Consider the following 16,729-nt stretch of genomic DNA (forward strand, 5'->3'; position numbering starts at 1 on the left):
AAGCGAGCTTATTTCAGGTCTGCATCGTATTCAGAGGCAATTTTTTGCTCAGCTTCCTTAGCAGCATCATTCAGTAGGTTGTACCATTTTTCACCGTCTTCAATGTTTTCTTGGAACCAAGTGTAAACAGGCTTAGCGGCTTCTGCGAACTGCTCTTTCTCTTCTGGAGATGGTACATACAACTCGCCACCAGCCTCAGCAAAGGCTTTGTATGCGGCAATGGATTTACGTTTTGGTGAAGCAAACGTGGCTTGCTGCAACGCAGAGAAACCATCAACCACGACACGACGCAACTCTTCTGGCATATCCATAAATACATCATTATTCATGTACCAAAGCGCTGACATGTAAGCGTGGCCATCAAGGGTCACGTACTTCAACCCGGCATCGGTGAACTTCATGCCCATGATGTCTGTGATACCGTTTTTGGAGCCTTCAACCACGCCCGTTTGGAATGATGTAAACAGATCGCCCCATGGGATCGGTGTTGGGCTAGCGCCTAGTGAACGTACTAGCTCCTGCGGCAGGTCAGAAACGACCGTACGAATTTTTAGCCCTTCGAGATCTTCTGGAGTTTTCACCGTATGCTGGGTGTTGGCAAAGTTGCGCCAGCCGCCAGTGTTACCAATCGTCATTAGACGAACTGTATCACCGGAGTCTTCAAGAATTTGGTTACGTAGTTCGCGGGCAAAGTCGCCAGTAAAGACTTCCTCTGCAACGCGGTCATCACGCAATACATACGGCAAGTCTAATACTTGAACGTAAGGGTACATTGCCGAAGCCCCACCAGATGTAGATATGTAAATGTCCACAGAACCGTATTCAACGGCTTCAAGACACTCGACACCATTACCGCAAAGCTGAGTCCCCATGTAAATGTCTACGGCTATTTTGCCGTTTGAATGAGATTCTACGAAGTCTTTAAAGACCACCAAGCCATCGTAGTCTTCATCGTTCTCGTTGGAGTTCGCCACAGCGCGCAGATTAAAATCCGCTGCCTGAGCTAGGCCACTTAACATGACTCCAGCACCGATTAACGTCGCGGCAACTACACTATTTATTTTTGTTTTCGTGAACATGTAACAGTCCTCATTAATGGTTTTGCTTTGCGTTTGCGCCTATCCAGCTACTAAGCCAAGCAACCTTGGCAAAGTCATGGATAGAGATGGGAAAAAGGTAACTAAGAAGATCACTAAAACCTCTACCGCCAAAAATGGCAGAATGGCTTTAGAGATCGTTTCGATGCGCTCACCAGAGACACTGGAAGCAACGAATAACACTAAGCCCATGGGCGGAGTTGCCAAGCCAACAGTCAAGTTGACACTCATGATGATGGCGAAGTGCACTGGATCGATGCCTAAATTGATAAAGATTGGTCCTAAGATTGGCCCAAGGATGATAATGGCCGGACCAGCATCTAGGAACATACCGACAATAAACAGAAGTAGATTAATCAAGAACAGCAACATCAGTGGGTTTTCACTGATGGTCAGTACCCAGTCAGCCAAGATTTCAGCGCTGTGAGACAGACTTACCACTGTTTTGAAAGCAATAGCGGAGCCGACTAGTAACAGCACCACAGCCGACGCCTGCGCTCCCTTGATAAAAATGTCTGGTAGGTCGCTCAATTTAACCGTTTTCATTACCCAAACACTAATAATCAAGGCGTAGGCTGTCGCAATCGCAGACGCTTCCGTTGGCGTAAAAATACCACCGATGATACCGCCTAAAATGATTACTGGAGCAAATAATGGAAAGATGGCATTGCGCGTTGCCGTACCACGCTGCTGCCAAGTCGATTTAGGCCCAGCGACAGGGAAATCATATTTCTTTGCCATTAAGGCAATCATGATCATCAAACCGCCACCGATCAAAATACCTGGCACAATGCCTGCTGCAAACAAGGCTGCGACGGACACTTCCATGGTGTAAGCATAGATAATCATAATGCCAGATGGCGGAATAATAGGACCAATTACCGAAGATGCCGCAGTAATCGCAGTGGCAAATTTACGGCTATAGCCATTCTTCTCCATAGCAGGGATCATCATAGAGCCAATGGCTGAAGTATCCGCTACTGCTGACCCTGACAATCCGGCAAACAGCATACTGGAGAGAACGTTTACATGAGCCAAACCACCACGTACATGGCCAATAAAGGCTTGTGAAAACTGCACTAAGTTCATGGTAATGCCGCCACGGTTCATTAACTCGCCGGCTAGCATGAAGAATGGAATCGCCATCAAAGGAAAAGAGTCTATGCCGTTATAGATATTACGAAACAGCAAAGAGATATCTCGTTCCATGCCTGTCATATATAGCATGGCCCCCGGTGCTGCCAACATGGCAAAAAACACTGGCATACCAATTAACAGCAAGACTAAAAATAAAGGTAAAAACAGAGCTAACATAATGTGCGTCTCTTGTTATTGTTGTTCTCTATAAGCACCGTCAAGCGGTCACTGTGTTATTCAGCTGGGGCGTCAGCGCGAACTTCGGTGCTCAGGGCCAACTGCTTTTGTCCCAATAGGCAACCCAATTCCCGTAAACACAGCTCAATGTTCGCCAGAAGCATAGTGAAAAAGCACACAGGCATCGCAAGGTAGATCCAAGCTCGGGAAATATGAATCGATGCGGCTCTTGAACGAAAGCCTCGGTCAAAGAAGTCGATACCAAGTACCGTCAACTTCACCAATACAGCGCCTGCAACCAGCAGCAAGACTAACTTAAGTAGACTTGATGCTCGTTCTGGTAAAGCACTCAAGAACATATCAATCGCCACAAATGAACCCCGCCTATAGGCTTCACCTGCCACCATGGCCATCATCCAAATCATTAATGCGCGGGCCGCTTCTTCAGGCCATGGCAAGGCGTTACCTAATACATAGCGGCAGAAGACTTGTAATAAGATGACGCTGATCATCAATGCAACCAGCACCCAAGCAATGTTGCGACCAATGCGATTCAGCAACAAATTAATGGTGGTAAAGCAGGACACCAGCATTCCTAGAATGGCCATGTGTTACTCCCTCAAAAACCTATTGTTATTGTTATCGTGTCTAACTGTTTAAGAGCTTCCCTGCTTAAGGGACTTCCTGGCCCGCCGCCGCGGTCCAAAGCTCAAACCAAGTTTCACGATCAATTTGGATATCTAAAATATTAGAAAGGTCTTTGATTCGATCTGGATTATTGGTTCCCACTACAGGCAAAATATTCGCAGGATGTGCTAACAACCAAGCAAGCGCAACATGATCAGAAGAAGTTCCCTGCTCTTTTGCTAAACGCTCAAATAACGGAGCCAAGCGACGAGTCTCAGGGGTATCACTAAACAAATCACCGCCACCTAAAGGTGACCAAGCCATCGGCGTAAGTTGATCCAACTGCATAGCACTCAAGCTACCATTGGAAAAGGCATCACGGTGAAGCAAGCTCATTTCCACTTGGTTGGCAACCAGAGGATGACGCATGTTGGCTTGCAGTAAACGCCAGTCCCATACTTCAAAGTTAGAAACACCGACAGCACGTACTTTACCGCTATCGATTAGCGCATCTAATGCTGCGCCGGTTTCAGCGGCATTCATTAAAGGATCGGGGCGGTGGATTAATAACAAATCTAGGTAATCCGTGTGTAAGTTGTTAAGGCTCTGCTCAACACTAGCGGTTACATATGCAGCACTGGTGTCATAGAACTTCACACGACGATCTGGGAATTTTTCAGACATCAGAGCGATGTCACATTTTGAGATAAGTTGCATCTTAGGACGCAAACTAGGGTCTTGGGCTAAGGCTTTTCCGAATAGCATCTCGCATTCGTAGTCGCCGTAAATATCAGCGTGGTCAAAGGTAGTAATCCCCTGCTCAAGGCACAGGTCAATTTTCTGTCTGACGTGGGTCAGAGACACATCAAAAGCGTCTGCTAAACGCCAAACACCGTACACTAGACGGCTGAATTGTAGGTCAGACTTGCCAATTTGAACCATTCGCATTGTTTTCTCTCTCCGAATTTTGAGCGTTCCTGGCTTCCTGTGGACGCTCAGAATTTTGTTTTTGTTTTATGCTCCTCGCTTTGGGTCAGATCAAATCGATACCATCACGAGAGGTTGTATATTTACCCTAACAGTGTATTCTTGTGATGTAAATCAATAGTGAATGAATTTTCCTAAAAAGTTCTTTTTCCCTCCTAAACCATGGTTGGTTTGGTGGGCGAATACTCTGCCAAGTCAGTCACTTAGGGCTCTTTAGCTACTTACAATTGCCCATTTGACTTGTAAGATAGGGATACATATTGCGCAGGTTTAGGTGAAAAAGTGGAAAAGAAAAACAAGACAAAACAGCTACCGCTCTATATCCAGATTAGCGAATTATTAAATCGCGAAATTGCAGCAGGACATTGGTTACCCGGAGATCGGTTACCCATAGAAGCAGAGCTTGCTGCCAAGCTGGGCGTGGCGATTGGCACTCTTCGTAAAGCCCTTAAAAAGCTTGAAGAAGATGGTTTTTTAGAACGCCGCCAAGGCTCTGGAAATTATGTGAAGCGTGCGCCAGGTGGCCGTGCTATTTACCAATTTTTCCATTTGGAAACTCTGGAAGGTGGTGGAGTACCGACGGCTGATATTTTGTCTGTCACGATTGATGACGATGAGTTTGTGAAACGACAGTTAAACATTGAAGCAGACGGCAAGCTATGGTGTATCAAACGTGCTCGTTATCTTAATCGCGAACTTGTTGCTATGGAGCAGATTTGGTTCAAACACGCCCATGCACCAACTCTAAAACCAAAAGATTTACACGAATCGCTGTACCTCCATTATCGAGACAACTTTTCTTTTTGGATTAGTCGAGTGGAAGACGAAGTCGATTGTGCCCCCGCACCCAAATGGGTGACGGACAACCTGGAGTTAGCTCCAGAAACAACAATGCCAAAGGTGTATCGTAGAAGTTGGTCAAACGAAGGCAATATCGAAGAGTTTTCGTTTACATGGTATGACCCAGCCAAGTGTCGTTACGTTGCCCGGTGGCACTAACATTCAATAAAAGCAAGAGGTTAGAAAAATGGGGAATTCCGTTCGATATGGCATCCTAGGTTGCGGAATGATGGGGCAAGAACACCTCAGAAACTTGGCTTTGATCGATGGCGCACAAGTCGTCGCGATCACTGAACCCAATCAAGCTATGCAGAGCCGTTGCAGAGAGCTAGTGCCTGACGCACAATTTTTCGACACACTGGATGATATGCTGAATGCCGACCTCGGCCTTGAAGCACTGGTCATCGCTACGCCAAACTATCAACACGCGGAGCAACTGATAGAGCTATTTGAGCGCACCACCCTACCGATCTTAGTAGAAAAACCGGTGGTCAGTGATATCGCCCAAGTAGCCAAAATCCGTGATGCCGCGGCGAAGCACCCCGCTCCGGTTTGGGTCGCTATGGAATACCGCTACATGCCACCAGTAGCTCAATTTCGCAAACAGCTTTTAGATGGCGACATTGGTGCCCTAAAGATGTTGAACATCCGCGAACACCGTTTCCCATTTCTTGAAAAAGTAAACGATTGGAACCGTTTCAATCGTCAAACCGGCGGTACACTGGTCGAAAAATGCTGCCACTTTTTCGATCTAATGCGCCTTTTGATGCAGGGCGAAGTGAAGCGCGTATATGCTTCCACAGGACAAGATTGCAACCATCTAGAAGAACGCTACGACGGTGAAATGCCAGACATCATCGATAACGCGTTTGTCGTGGTAGATTTTGAAGACGGACAGCGCGCTTGCCTAGATCTAAATATGTTTGCAGAAGGCTCACGCTACCAAGAAGAAATCTGTGCTATTGGCCCTAAAGCCAAACTTGAGTGCTTCGTACCAGGCCCTGGACGTTTCTGGCCGACTGAAACGCTCGGCGCAGCTCCCATTCCGAAAGTGGTTCTTAGCCCACGTGATCCAAAAGGCCCAATCGAGTCTGACATACCTGTGGATCCAGCTTTACTGGATGCCGGTGATCATAATGGCTCAACTTTTTACCAACACCTTGGCTTTTTCAAAGCCATCACAGAAAACGCTCCTGTAGACGTGACAGTGGAAGATGGCTTGAAAGCTGTCGTGATAGGCTTAGCCGCTCAACACTCTGCACAAACTGGCCAAGCCGTCACAATAACGGACTCTGGCTACGCTTTCGCGTAAATTAATTACAGAAAATAAAACTAAGTAAATCAATAGCTAATGATCAAGTAAGGCGTTTCTTACAAAAAATTCATTCACTATTGATTTACTTTTTAGATTCACGTGATTAGAGTTAATTAAATTCATTCACTATTGATTCATATCAATAAATGAATCCCTAACAACACGATGACCTAAATCGGGAGTAAATATGAGTGTGGTAATTTCCAAACTAGAAGAACAAAAACAAGTAAATGGGTTGGATTTTCCATTGCTGGTAACGCCTCACAACTCGGACGTTCAAAGCAATAAGATGGACTTTTTCAATTGGGTAGAAGGCAACAAAGCAGAACTTCATGATCTGTTGATCAAACACGGTGCCGTATTATTTCGGGGCTTCCCGGTCGAAAACTCAGACGAGTTCGAAAAGATGCTCGACCAAACAGACTACCAAAACATGCCTTATGTAGGTGGCGCCGCCCCTCGTGCACAGGTAACGGCTTCACGTATCGTGACCGCTAATGAGTCCCCAGCATCAGAAAAAATTCCGTTTCACCACGAAATGGCGCAAGTACCAACACCTCCGGGTTATATCTTCTTTTATTGTGAAACCTCCGCTGCCAAAGGTGGCGCGACCTCCATTCTTCACTCAGGCGAAATCTGCAAAAAATTCTTTGAAATCGCTCCTGACTTCGCCAAAAAAGTTGAAGAGCAAGGGGTTCGCTATGTACGAGTGATGCCTGAAGTGACGGACAACACATCTGCAATTGGCCGCTCTTGGAAAGACACTTTTCATGTACAAACCCGTGAGGAAGCAGAAGAAAAAATGCGCGAAGCGGGCATGAATTGGGAATGGCTAGAAAACGGTGATGTACGCACAGAAACTCGCGTGCTACCAGGTATTCGCTTCGATGATGAAACTCAGCAAAAAACTTTCTTTAACTCTATTGTTGCTGTGTTCACAGGCTGGAATGATTCTCGCAACCAAGGGGAAAAAGCGGTCACGACAGCAGATGGGGAGCCAATGGATGCCATGGCACTTGAACAACTCGTTGAGGCCATGGATGAGCTGTGCGTAAACTTTAAATGGCAAGCTGGCGATGTATTATGGATCAATAACCATACTGTTTTACATGCACGTCAACCATTTGAAGGCGAACGCCGCATTCTTGCCTCTATTTCTTTCAAGTAAAGTCATTAAAGGCGCTTGTGCAGTCAAGCGCCTTTCTAAACTCTTAACATCATCAATGACTTACGTAAGGCGATGGCACAATTGGACAGTTCACCACGACGTTAGTCCGTTCGATGTTCACTAGGCCTTTTGCTTCCGCATCCAGCAATGCTTCTTCTGATTTGAGTTCGTAGGCTTCATCAGGATTCACCCATTTCACCCAGTACATTAGCCAAAGTGGCGAATAGGCGGTATCAGTGCTTTGATAGCCCACTGGCGTAGGTGCCGAGGGGAAAATATTTCTCTGTTCACCATTGGGAAAGCCGTAAACGCGCTCAAGCACTGTCTTTTGACGAGGCGGTTTGGGGTAATTTGGGATAGCATCACGTAAGCGTGGCACATAGTTGGCGCCCATCTCTTTTGCCATGTCCTGATCAGACACATCCGTTGTCACGTAGTAGACTAGGTCATTATTGAACCAAGCGCTTTGTAGTGGCAGTGACACTTGTTTGGTCGAGTTGGTGGCGCACCCCGTTAGACCAATCATTAACAAAATTCCCAGCACCCCTCGGACAGTCATTTCCTTCGCCTCCTTTTATAATTTCATGTCCTATGAGTCTTTACTTAGAGATAAAGTTCCCAAGCTCTTCATAGACATTGACTGACACCAAGGTGGCCAATTTGCTCATGCGCAAAATTTCAGGAGGATTATCACTGGACCAGAAACTACGCCAATCTTCCGTTGTGTTCCAACGAGCAATGGTAAGTAGGTGATTCATTTTACTTTCATGTTGCAACAACACGCTGCCGTGGGCACCAGCATACATTTCTCGGACCAAGCCTGTCGTTTGCTGCCAAGCATCACAAAACTCTGATAGATGCTCTGGGCTGACGTGCCACTCATAAACCACTCGAATCATTGCGCTCTCCTTAAGATGAAACAAATCACTACGTTATAGAATTATAGGCTTTTTTCTTTAGCATATTTATAAACGGTATTACGGCTAACGCCAGCCAGCTTGGCTGTTTGAGACACATTCCCTTGGGTTTGCGCCAATAACTTAGGAATTAAGACATCGTATGACTCAGGTTCACTTTGCTCTTCAGATACTTGTGCAGACGTTTGCAGGTCATCAAAGAAATCATCAGGCAGGTGCCAATCTTCCAGCTCATCCCCATCTGCCATAGCCATGCCCACTTTTAACACATGTACTAATTGGCGCATATTGCCTGGCCATGGGTGTCCTTCTAACAGTGCCAACATCTCTTCTGACAGGGCTGGCCCTGGTTCATCTATGCGTAAGCGTTCATGAACGTAGGAAATCAGTTTACGCTTGTCTTGGCGCTGTCGCAGCGAAGGCAGCTCAATGTTCAAACCTGAAATTCGATAATACAAGTCTTGTCTAAAGCGCCCTTCTGCCACTTCGTCTTTTAAGTTTCGATTGGTGGCTGAAATCAGTTTCACATCGACAGGATATACTTCGGTTGATCCCAACGGTGTAACCACACGCTCTTGCAACACTCGCAGTAATCTGGATTGCACTGTGGCAGGCATTTCACCGATTTCATCAAGGAACAAGGTGCCCTTGTGCGCACGTCTAATGAGGCCAATTGAGCCTTTGTTTTGAGCGCCAGTGAAGGCACCTTTTTCATATCCAAAGAGTTCAGACTCCACCAACTCGGATGGGATGGCGGCACAGTTGACCGCCACCAACATCTCTTTGTGACGGGAGCTGTGATAGTGCAAACTGCGCACAAAGATTTCTTTGCCCGCTCCCGTTTCACCATGGATTAAGATCGGAATGTCTTTCTCCATGATTTTGTGAGCTTGCTTTACGACGCGCTGCACCTGTGGGTCGCCATGCTCTAGCTCATCTAACGGAATCACATTATCAGGGATGCTGCTGGGCATACTTTGCTTCGCAATTTGCTGCGGCGGCGCTTCATAACCACCTGATGTACGATAGTCAGGCACTTTCATCACTTGGGTGACAGGTGGCAGCACCTTCATATAAAACTGAAAACGCCCTAACGCTCGTTGCTTCATGGGCATGTGCAACGGCTGGTTTTTAATCTCACGCATGTCGCAGTCAAAAATCTGCGAAATATTCAGCAGCGATAAGTCCCGCGCCAAAACGATTTCAGCACGGCGGTTAGCCGAGACAATGGTGCCTTGATCATCCAATACCAATAATCCTGACCAATGGCTGTCGAGGCTGGTGAGATTGGTATTAAAGCTGACAATAAAATGATTCTGCTGGAATGCAGCAAAGATCAAACGATTTTCGACACTTAGAGACATGAGTTTAACCATGCCAAGGGTATGATCTTGAGGAAGATACGCGTCAGAGGAAATGTCTAGGACGCCCAGCAGTTCATTGCCTGTATCATAAATAGGTGAAGCTGACCCCACCATATAACGATTGGCACGTAAGTAGTGTTCATCACGGCCAACTTGAATCGCACGACCACTGATAATCGCCGTACCGATAGCGTTGGTGCCCACACCTTGTTCAGTCCATTGGTTACCTTCCACTAAACCGTGGTACTCACCACGCCCAAAGCGGTTTTGTCCCCATGTATTGAGTACATGTCCCTGACGGTCTGCTAAGACAATGATACAGGCCGAGTTACTGAGGATATTTTCGTAATAGGGAATGATCTCATTCTCAGTGGTTTCTAATAAGTTACGGTGTTGATCGCGTAAATCATTAAGCTCCCCTTTTGGCAGGGCGGCAAAATTCGGTTCAGAGGTGTGCTCTAAACCAAACTGTTCACATCGATACCACGAGGCTTCGATCTGTTGTTTGTGTTCTTCGTCATTTAAGTTGACGTTGGGACTTCGCATTGCCTTGCTGTCATCCGATTCTTGTTGTTCTTTTTTTATCGTCATTCTGTGCTCCATTTGAAAAAGGAGCGACAAGCCAACTGCTATTCTGCTTGGCTCTGACCACAAGGTCAATTCAATTACCAAGGATTGTTCAACAGTGTTCAAAGAGACTGTTCAGTGAACACTTTTTACGGATGTGAACACTTGTGTTTCGTAAACGAACATTTTCTAAAAAGCGACTCAAAATTAATTTATATCTATATATTTCAATAATTTAGCAAAAAACACCTTTTTCTTACACAATCTTGGCACAGGCTTTGTATTGTTACTCTGACCACTGACATGTTTATGCATTTGCGAAAAGCGACAAGCCAATCTCTTGAGGCGATGCTGAACACAGTGCCGACTACACACCGCATCATTGTGGCGGCCATAACAACAAAAAAGGGTTAATTACAATGTCACTGACGCTGAGTAATGTGTCTCGCGTTGTTGATGGAGAAACTTGGATTGACGACGTCAATCTGTCCCTAGAGCCAGGTTCATTTAACGTGCTTTTGGGAAGAACACTCTCCGGTAAAACAACGCTGATGCGCCTAATGGCAGGGCTGGACCGCCCGACATCAGGCAAAATTATGATGAACAATGTTGATGTAACGGGTGTTCCGGTTCGAGAGCGTAACATCTCTATGGTGTACCAACAGTTCATCAACTACCCCAACATGACGGTGTATGAAAACATCGCCTCGCCTTTGCGCCTAGCGAAAATGTCGGACCAAGAAATTGATCGCCGAGTTCGTGAAACCGCTGAAATGCTGCGCATTGATCCTTATCTAGACCGCTTACCACTGCAACTATCTGGTGGTCAGCAGCAGCGTACCGCCATGGCCCGCGCATTGGTCAAAGACTCACAAATTATTTTGTTTGATGAGCCACTGGTGAACCTAGATTACAAACTTCGTGAAGAGCTTCGCCAAGAATTACGCGCCTTGTTTAAAGCTCGTAACTGTATTGCTGTGTACGCTACCACAGAACCTAACGAAGCATTGGCTTTAGCGGGGAACACCGCGGTACTACACGAAGGCAAACTTTTACAATTTGGCGAAACTGCAGAGGTTTACCACCGTCCAAAAGACATCATCACCGCAGAGATGTTCTCCGAACCACCAATCAATGTCGTGCCTGGTCGTGTTAGCGATACCGAGGTGACTTTTGATGACAGTGTTCATTTTCAGTTAAACAGCGACTTGCGTCCTTTAGAACCAGGCAACTACCGCTTTGGTGTTCGCGCTTCGCATATTGGTTTAGTGCCACACTCAGACGACGATTTAGAACTCCCCGTACGAGTGGACCTTGCCGAAATCAGTGGCAGCGAAACCTTCCTGCACGTGCACAATCCACACTTTGATTTGGTGCTACACCTTTCGGGTGTGCATGAGTATCACGTTGATCAACAGATCAAAGTGTATTTCCCAACACACAAGCTGTACGCCTTTAACGAAGCGGGTCGCCTTGTGCATGCACCAGCTGGTTTAGGAGGACGCTAACATGGCAGAAATTACTTTGAATGCCTTGGCCCATACTTACAGTGATGCGCCCAGTAAACCGGAAGATTACGCCATTCGCCAAATGCAGCACGTTTGGCACCAAGGCGGCGCTTACGCCCTACTTGGGCCATCAGGCTGTGGCAAATCGACGCTTTTAAACATCATCTCTGGCTTGCTGGAACCCTCTGACGGTGAAGTGCTGTTTGATGGTAAACGCGTCAATGAGCTGAAGCCTGAAGAGCGCAACATTGCCCAGGTTTTCCAGTTCCCTGTGGTGTACGACACCATGAGTGTGTACGACAACTTGGCCTTTCCACTACGTAACATTGGCGTACCAGAGCATAAAATCCGCTCTAAGGTACTGGAAGTGGCTGAAATCCTAGAGCTTTCCGACCAGTTAAAACGCAAAGCCAAAGGTCTATCCGCTGACCAGAAACAAAAAGTCTCCATGGGACGAGGTTTGGTGCGTGATGATGTGTCGGCAATCTTGTTCGACGAACCATTGACCGTCATCGATCCACAATTGAAGTGGAAACTGCGCCGTAAGCTCAAGCAAATCCATGAACAGTTCAACATCACCATGGTGTATGTGACCCACGATCAGTTGGAAGCTTCTACCTTTGCCGACAAAATCGCGGTGATGTACCAAGGTCAAATTGTTCAATTTGGTACGCCACGTGAATTATTCGAGCACCCTGCTCATACCTTTGTCGGTTACTTCATTGGCTCACCGGGCATGAACTTTTTAGAAGCTGAAGTTGGCGAGGATGCGCTGATCTTTGGTGAACATACGTTGAATATCGATCCGAAGTTGTTAGCTGCTCTGAAAGCACAAAACGCGACCTCAGCAACCGTAGGCATTCGCCCTGAGTTTGTTCATGTGTGGGATGGCCAGAATGTAGACGCTTTCAAAGTAGATGTGGACTTTGTTGAAGACTTGGGCACCTACAAAATTCTTACTTTTACCTTTGCCGGTGTGTCCATGAAAGCACGCTTAAGCGAAGACCAGAAAGTGCCTGAAGGCAAAGCCTTTGTCAGCTTCCCAGAGCAGTGGACCAAGATTTATCTCAACGATTATTTAGTGGAGGTACCCCATGACTAAGGTCGAAAACAACAAGGCTTGGTGGTTGGTACTGCCAGTATTTTTGATCGTTGCCTTCTCCGCCATCATTCCGTTAATGACGGTGGTGAACTACTCAGTGCAAGACATTTTTGACCCTTACACGCGCTACTTCGTGGGCACAGAATGGTTCAAACAAGTCATGCTGGATGAGCGTTTGCACGATGCCTTGATTCGCCAGTTTATTTTCTCTTTCACAATCCTAGCGATCGAGATTCCACTCGGCATCATGGTAGCGTTAATGATGCCAACCAAAGGCAAAGGAGCATCTCTAGCGCTGATTTTGGTGGCGATCCCACTGCTGATTCCGTGGAACGTAGTCGGCACAATTTGGCAGATCTTTGGCCGTGCTGACATTGGTCTTTTTGGCGCAATGATGGCGGAACTGGGCATCAACTATAACTACGCCTCAGAACCCATGCACGCTTGGTTAACCGTGGTACTAATGGACGTTTGGCACTGGACACCTTTGGTGGCATTGCTTTGCTACTCGGGCCTACGCGCCATTCCAGAAGTGTACTACCAAGCTGCACGCATTGATAAAGCGTCGCGTTGGGCAGTATTCCGTTACATCCAACTGCCGAAGTTAACCAATGTGTTGATCATTGGCGTGCTGTTGCGCTTTATGGATTCGTTCATGATTTACACCGAGCCGTTTGTATTAACCGGTGGTGGTCCAGGAACGTCAACAACCTTCTTAAGCCAGTCTTTGGTACAGCAAGCCATCGGTCAGTTTGACCTAGGTCCTGCCGCCGCCTTCTCTCTGGTGTACTTCTTAATCATCCTGCTGGTGTGTTGGGTGTTCTACACCACCATCATGCATATGCAAAAAGACAAATAGGAGGTGAGTATGTCGACTTCATCCAGCATCACGTCACAACGCTCGTCTGAAGAAACAATCGCCGAGGGTTCTTACTCAAGCCAAGCGCCGCAAGCTCCTGTGGTCAGTCTGGCTGAGCGCAAAGCAAGAAATGCGATGTGGCGTGGCCGCATCGGCATGACGGTGTATTTGATTTTGTTACTGATGCCTATTTACTGGCTCATCAACATGTCATTTAAAACCAATACGGAAATTCTAAGTGGCTTATCGTTCTTTCCTGAGAACTTCACCCTGGAAAACTACGCCAAGATTTTTGGCGATCCGACTTGGTACATGGGGTATGTAAACTCGATCATCTATGTATCCATGAACATGGTGATCAGTTTATTAGTTGCCCTGCCCGCTGCTTACGCGTTCAGCCGTTACAAGTTTGTCGGTGATAAGCACATGTTCTTCTGGTTGCTGTCTAACCGTATGGCACCACCAGCGGTATTCCTGTTGCCATTTTTCCAGCTGTACTCGTCGGTTGGCTTGTTTGACACCCACATTGCCGTGGCGTTAGCACACTGTTTGTTTAACGTGCCACTGGCGGTTTGGATCCTAGAAGGCTTTATGAGTGGCGTGCCACGCGAGATCGATGAAACCGCCTACATCGACGGTTATTCGTTCCCGAAATTCTTCGTCAAGATCTTCTTGCCATTGATTCGCTCTGGCATCGGTGTGACGGCTTTCTTCTGCTTTATGTTCTCTTGGGTAGAACTGTTGCTAGCAAGAACGCTGACGTCCGTTGATGCCAAACCGATTGGTGCCATCATGACGCGAACCGTGTCCGCATCCGGTATGGACTGGGGGCTACTCGCCGCTGCCGGTGTGCTGACCATCGTCCCAGGTATTTTGGTGATCTACTTCGTTCGAAATCATGTTGCTAAGGGCTTCGCCCTAGGCCGAGTTTAAGGAGCTTCAAAATGGTTTGGATGTCTTGGACCTTACCTACTGCCGCATTTTTTGCTGGCATCGCTTTGATCCTCGTCGCGATGACGACTTGGCAAGCGATCTCCCCAAGCGTGGAACGTAAAGGCTTTTTGCCGATTGAAACGACACGTGGCGATCGTTTGTTTATTGGCCTACTGAGTAGCGCCTTTGTTCACCTAGGTTTCGTTGCGTTAAGTGATGTTCCACTTTACGTAGCAACCGCCCTTTGCGTGCTTTGGATGTGCTTCCTGATGCGCTGGGGTTAAGTGAGAGTGTACAAGGAAGAACCTGCATGGAAGCGAAATACCTATCTTTAATCATTGAGGTAAAACATGTACAACAATAAAAAGAAATTCGTTTTAGCTGCTATCCCATTGGCTGTTGCACTGGGTTCAGGATCTGCTTGGGCAGACCAATACTCTGATGCTGCCCAAAAATGGCTAGATAGTGAGTTTACGGTATCGACTCTTTCAGAAGCTGAGCAATTAAAAGAAATGGCTTGGTTCACTGAAGCAGCTAAACGTTTTCGCGGTATGGAAATCAACGTCGCATCGGAAACACTAACTACTCACAAATACGAGTCACAAGTTCTTGCCAAAGCCTTCTCTGAGATCACAGGGATTAAGGTGAACCATGACTTGATCCAAGAAGGGGATGTGGTCGAAAAACTGCAAACCCAAATGCAGTCTGGTCGTAACATCTACGACGCTTATGTAAACGACTCCGATCTGATCGGTACTCACTTCCGTTACGGTAAAGTAGTACCTATTTCAGACATCATGGAGCAGCATAGCGACCTTAAGTCTCCTACTCTTGATCTAGGTGACTTCATCGGTTTGAACTTCACCTCTGGTCCAGACGGTAAGCTTTACCAACTGCCTACTCAGCAATTTGCGAACCTATACTGGTTCCGCTATGACTGGTACCAACGTCCAGAGCTTAAGAAGCAATTTAAAGAAATTTACGGTTACGAGCTAGGTGTGCCAGTGAACTGGTCCGCTTACGAGGACATCGCAGAGTTCTTTACTAAGCACGTTGGCGAAATCGATGGTCAAAAAGTTTACGGTCACATGGACTACGGTAAAAAAGACCCATCTCTAGGCTGGCGTTTCACGGATGCTTGGTTCTCTATGGCCGGTGCGGGTGACAAAGGCCTGCCAAACGGTTTACCAGTCGATGAATGGGGTATTCGTGTTGAAGGCTGTAACCCTGTCGGTTCCAGCGTAGCTCGTGGTGGTGCGACCAACGGTCCAGCAGCGGTTTATGCGACGACTAAATATGTGGATTGGTTGCGTCAATACGCGCCACCAGAAGCGCAAGGCATGACATTCTCTGAAGCCGGCCCAGTGCCAGCACAAGGTAACGTGGCTCAGCAGATCTTCTGGTACACCGCGTTCACGGCTGATATGACACAAAAAGGCCTACCAGTGGTAAATGAAGACGGCACGCCAAAATGGCGTATGGCTCCTTCTCCACGTGGACCTTACTGGGAAGAAGGCATGAAACTGGGTTACCAAGACGTGGGCGCATGGACGTTCATGAACTCAACGCCTGAAGATCGTCGTTTAGCGGCTTGGCTATACGCTCAGTTCACAACGTCTAAAACGGTTTCTTTGAAGAAAACGCTGGTTGGCCTAACACCAATCCGTGAATCGGACATCAACTCGCCAGAGATGCAAGAAGCGGCACCATTCCTAGGTGGTTTAGTTGAGTTCTACAAAGGCCCTGCTCGTGAGCAATGGTCACCAACAGGTACGAACGTACCGGACTACCCAAAACTGGCTCAGCTATGGTGGCAGTACATTTCTCAAGCCGCATCTGGCGAAGCGACACCACAAGTGGCACTTAACGGCCTAGCAGAAGCCCAAGATAAAGTGCTTCAGCGTCTAGAGCGTGCTGGTGTTCATGAGAACTGTGGTCCAAAACTAAACGAGCCTCGTGATGAAGCCTACTGGTTGAATCAACCAGGTGCGCCAAAAGCGAAACTTGCGAACGAAAAACCTCAAGGCAAAACCGTCGATTACGACGCGCTATTACGCTCTTGGGAATAACGTTCAAAAGATCACCCTCTAAGTGTTAGACCGGCTTCGCGCCGGTCTTTTTTTGCATTCAG

Annotated in this window: 16 protein-coding genes; 9 read left to right on the forward strand and 7 right to left on the reverse strand. The window is 47.1% G+C overall.

What is annotated here, in order from left to right; all coding sequences use genetic code 11:
* Window positions 1–8: 8 nt before the first annotated feature.
* From C8D85_RS05005 to C8D85_RS05020, 4 genes are all read right to left on the reverse strand, one after another.
* Window positions 9–1,079, reverse strand: coding sequence for a TRAP transporter substrate-binding protein (locus C8D85_RS05005; protein WP_133560237.1), 1,071 nt, complete (start codon window positions 1,077–1,079; stop codon window positions 9–11).
* Between the two features lie 39 nt (window positions 1,080–1,118).
* Window positions 1,119–2,411 (reverse strand): TRAP transporter large permease, encoded by a 1,293-nt coding sequence (locus C8D85_RS05010; protein WP_133560238.1) that lies wholly within the window; start codon window positions 2,409–2,411, stop codon window positions 1,119–1,121.
* Between the two features lie 56 nt (window positions 2,412–2,467).
* Window positions 2,468–3,019, reverse strand: coding sequence for a TRAP transporter small permease (locus tag C8D85_RS05015; protein ID WP_133560239.1), 552 nt, complete (start codon window positions 3,017–3,019; stop codon window positions 2,468–2,470).
* Window positions 3,020–3,083: 64 nt separating this feature from the next.
* Window positions 3,084–3,986, reverse strand: coding sequence for an aldo/keto reductase (locus C8D85_RS05020; protein WP_133560240.1), 903 nt, complete (start codon window positions 3,984–3,986; stop codon window positions 3,084–3,086).
* A 321-nt stretch (window positions 3,987–4,307) separates the two neighbouring features.
* Between C8D85_RS05020 and C8D85_RS05025 the strand changes: the two genes are divergently transcribed.
* From C8D85_RS05025 to C8D85_RS05035, 3 genes are all read left to right on the forward strand, one after another.
* Entirely contained in the window at window positions 4,308–5,024 is a 717-nt protein-coding gene (locus tag C8D85_RS05025) for a GntR family transcriptional regulator (RefSeq protein ID WP_133560241.1), read from the forward strand.
* A gap of 28 nt (window positions 5,025–5,052) precedes the next feature.
* On the forward strand, window positions 5,053–6,177 hold the full coding sequence (locus tag C8D85_RS05030) for a Gfo/Idh/MocA family protein (RefSeq protein WP_133560242.1): 1,125 nt from the start codon (window positions 5,053–5,055) through the stop codon (window positions 6,175–6,177).
* 190 nt (window positions 6,178–6,367) lie between these two features.
* On the forward strand, window positions 6,368–7,348 hold the full coding sequence (locus C8D85_RS05035; RefSeq protein ID WP_133560243.1) for a TauD/TfdA family dioxygenase: 981 nt from the start codon (window positions 6,368–6,370) through the stop codon (window positions 7,346–7,348).
* A gap of 52 nt (window positions 7,349–7,400) precedes the next feature.
* Here C8D85_RS05035 and C8D85_RS05040 read toward each other — a convergent pair whose 3' ends face one another.
* The 3 genes from C8D85_RS05040 to C8D85_RS05050 are packed head-to-tail and all read right to left on the reverse strand — an operon-like array spanning window position 7,401 to window position 10,220.
* On the reverse strand, window positions 7,401–7,907 hold the full coding sequence (locus C8D85_RS05040; protein WP_133560244.1) for a DUF7482 domain-containing protein: 507 nt from the start codon (window positions 7,905–7,907) through the stop codon (window positions 7,401–7,403).
* Between the two features lie 40 nt (window positions 7,908–7,947).
* Window positions 7,948–8,247, reverse strand: coding sequence for an antibiotic biosynthesis monooxygenase family protein (locus tag C8D85_RS05045; RefSeq protein WP_133560245.1), 300 nt, complete (start codon window positions 8,245–8,247; stop codon window positions 7,948–7,950).
* 41 nt (window positions 8,248–8,288) lie between these two features.
* Complete coding sequence (locus C8D85_RS05050) at window positions 8,289–10,220, reverse strand: sigma-54-dependent Fis family transcriptional regulator (protein ID WP_133560246.1); 1,932 nt, start codon at window positions 10,218–10,220, stop codon at window positions 8,289–8,291.
* A gap of 395 nt (window positions 10,221–10,615) precedes the next feature.
* On the opposite strand from C8D85_RS05050, the gene C8D85_RS05055 reads away from it, so the two are divergent.
* The 6 genes from C8D85_RS05055 (at window position 10,616) to C8D85_RS05080 (ending at window position 16,667) form a co-directional block, all read left to right on the forward strand.
* On the forward strand, window positions 10,616–11,704 hold the full coding sequence (locus tag C8D85_RS05055) for an ABC transporter ATP-binding protein (protein WP_133560247.1): 1,089 nt from the start codon (window positions 10,616–10,618) through the stop codon (window positions 11,702–11,704).
* Window position 11,705: 1 nt separating this feature from the next.
* Window positions 11,706–12,806, forward strand: coding sequence for an ABC transporter ATP-binding protein (locus C8D85_RS05060; protein ID WP_133560248.1), 1,101 nt, complete (start codon window positions 11,706–11,708; stop codon window positions 12,804–12,806).
* Window positions 12,799–13,665 carry a carbohydrate ABC transporter permease gene (locus C8D85_RS05065; RefSeq protein WP_133560249.1) on the forward strand — a complete coding sequence of 289 codons (867 nt, stop codon included), beginning with the start codon at window positions 12,799–12,801 and terminating at the stop codon, window positions 13,663–13,665. The genes C8D85_RS05060 and C8D85_RS05065 overlap by 8 nt, the downstream gene beginning before the upstream one ends.
* Window positions 13,666–13,800: 135 nt before the next feature.
* Window positions 13,801–14,598, forward strand: coding sequence for a carbohydrate ABC transporter permease (locus C8D85_RS05070; protein ID WP_133560814.1), 798 nt, complete (start codon window positions 13,801–13,803; stop codon window positions 14,596–14,598).
* 11 nt (window positions 14,599–14,609) lie between these two features.
* A complete protein-coding gene (locus C8D85_RS05075; RefSeq protein WP_133560250.1) occupies window positions 14,610–14,882 on the forward strand; it encodes a DUF2160 domain-containing protein in 273 nt (90 codons plus the stop codon).
* 66 nt (window positions 14,883–14,948) lie between these two features.
* Entirely contained in the window at window positions 14,949–16,667 is a 1,719-nt protein-coding gene (locus tag C8D85_RS05080) for an ABC transporter substrate-binding protein (protein WP_133560251.1), read from the forward strand.
* Window positions 16,668–16,729 lie beyond the last annotated feature (62 nt).

The sequence above is a fragment of the Marinomonas communis genome (assembly GCF_004363305.1).
Taxonomy (GTDB): Bacteria; Pseudomonadota; Gammaproteobacteria; order Pseudomonadales; family Marinomonadaceae; genus Marinomonas; species Marinomonas communis.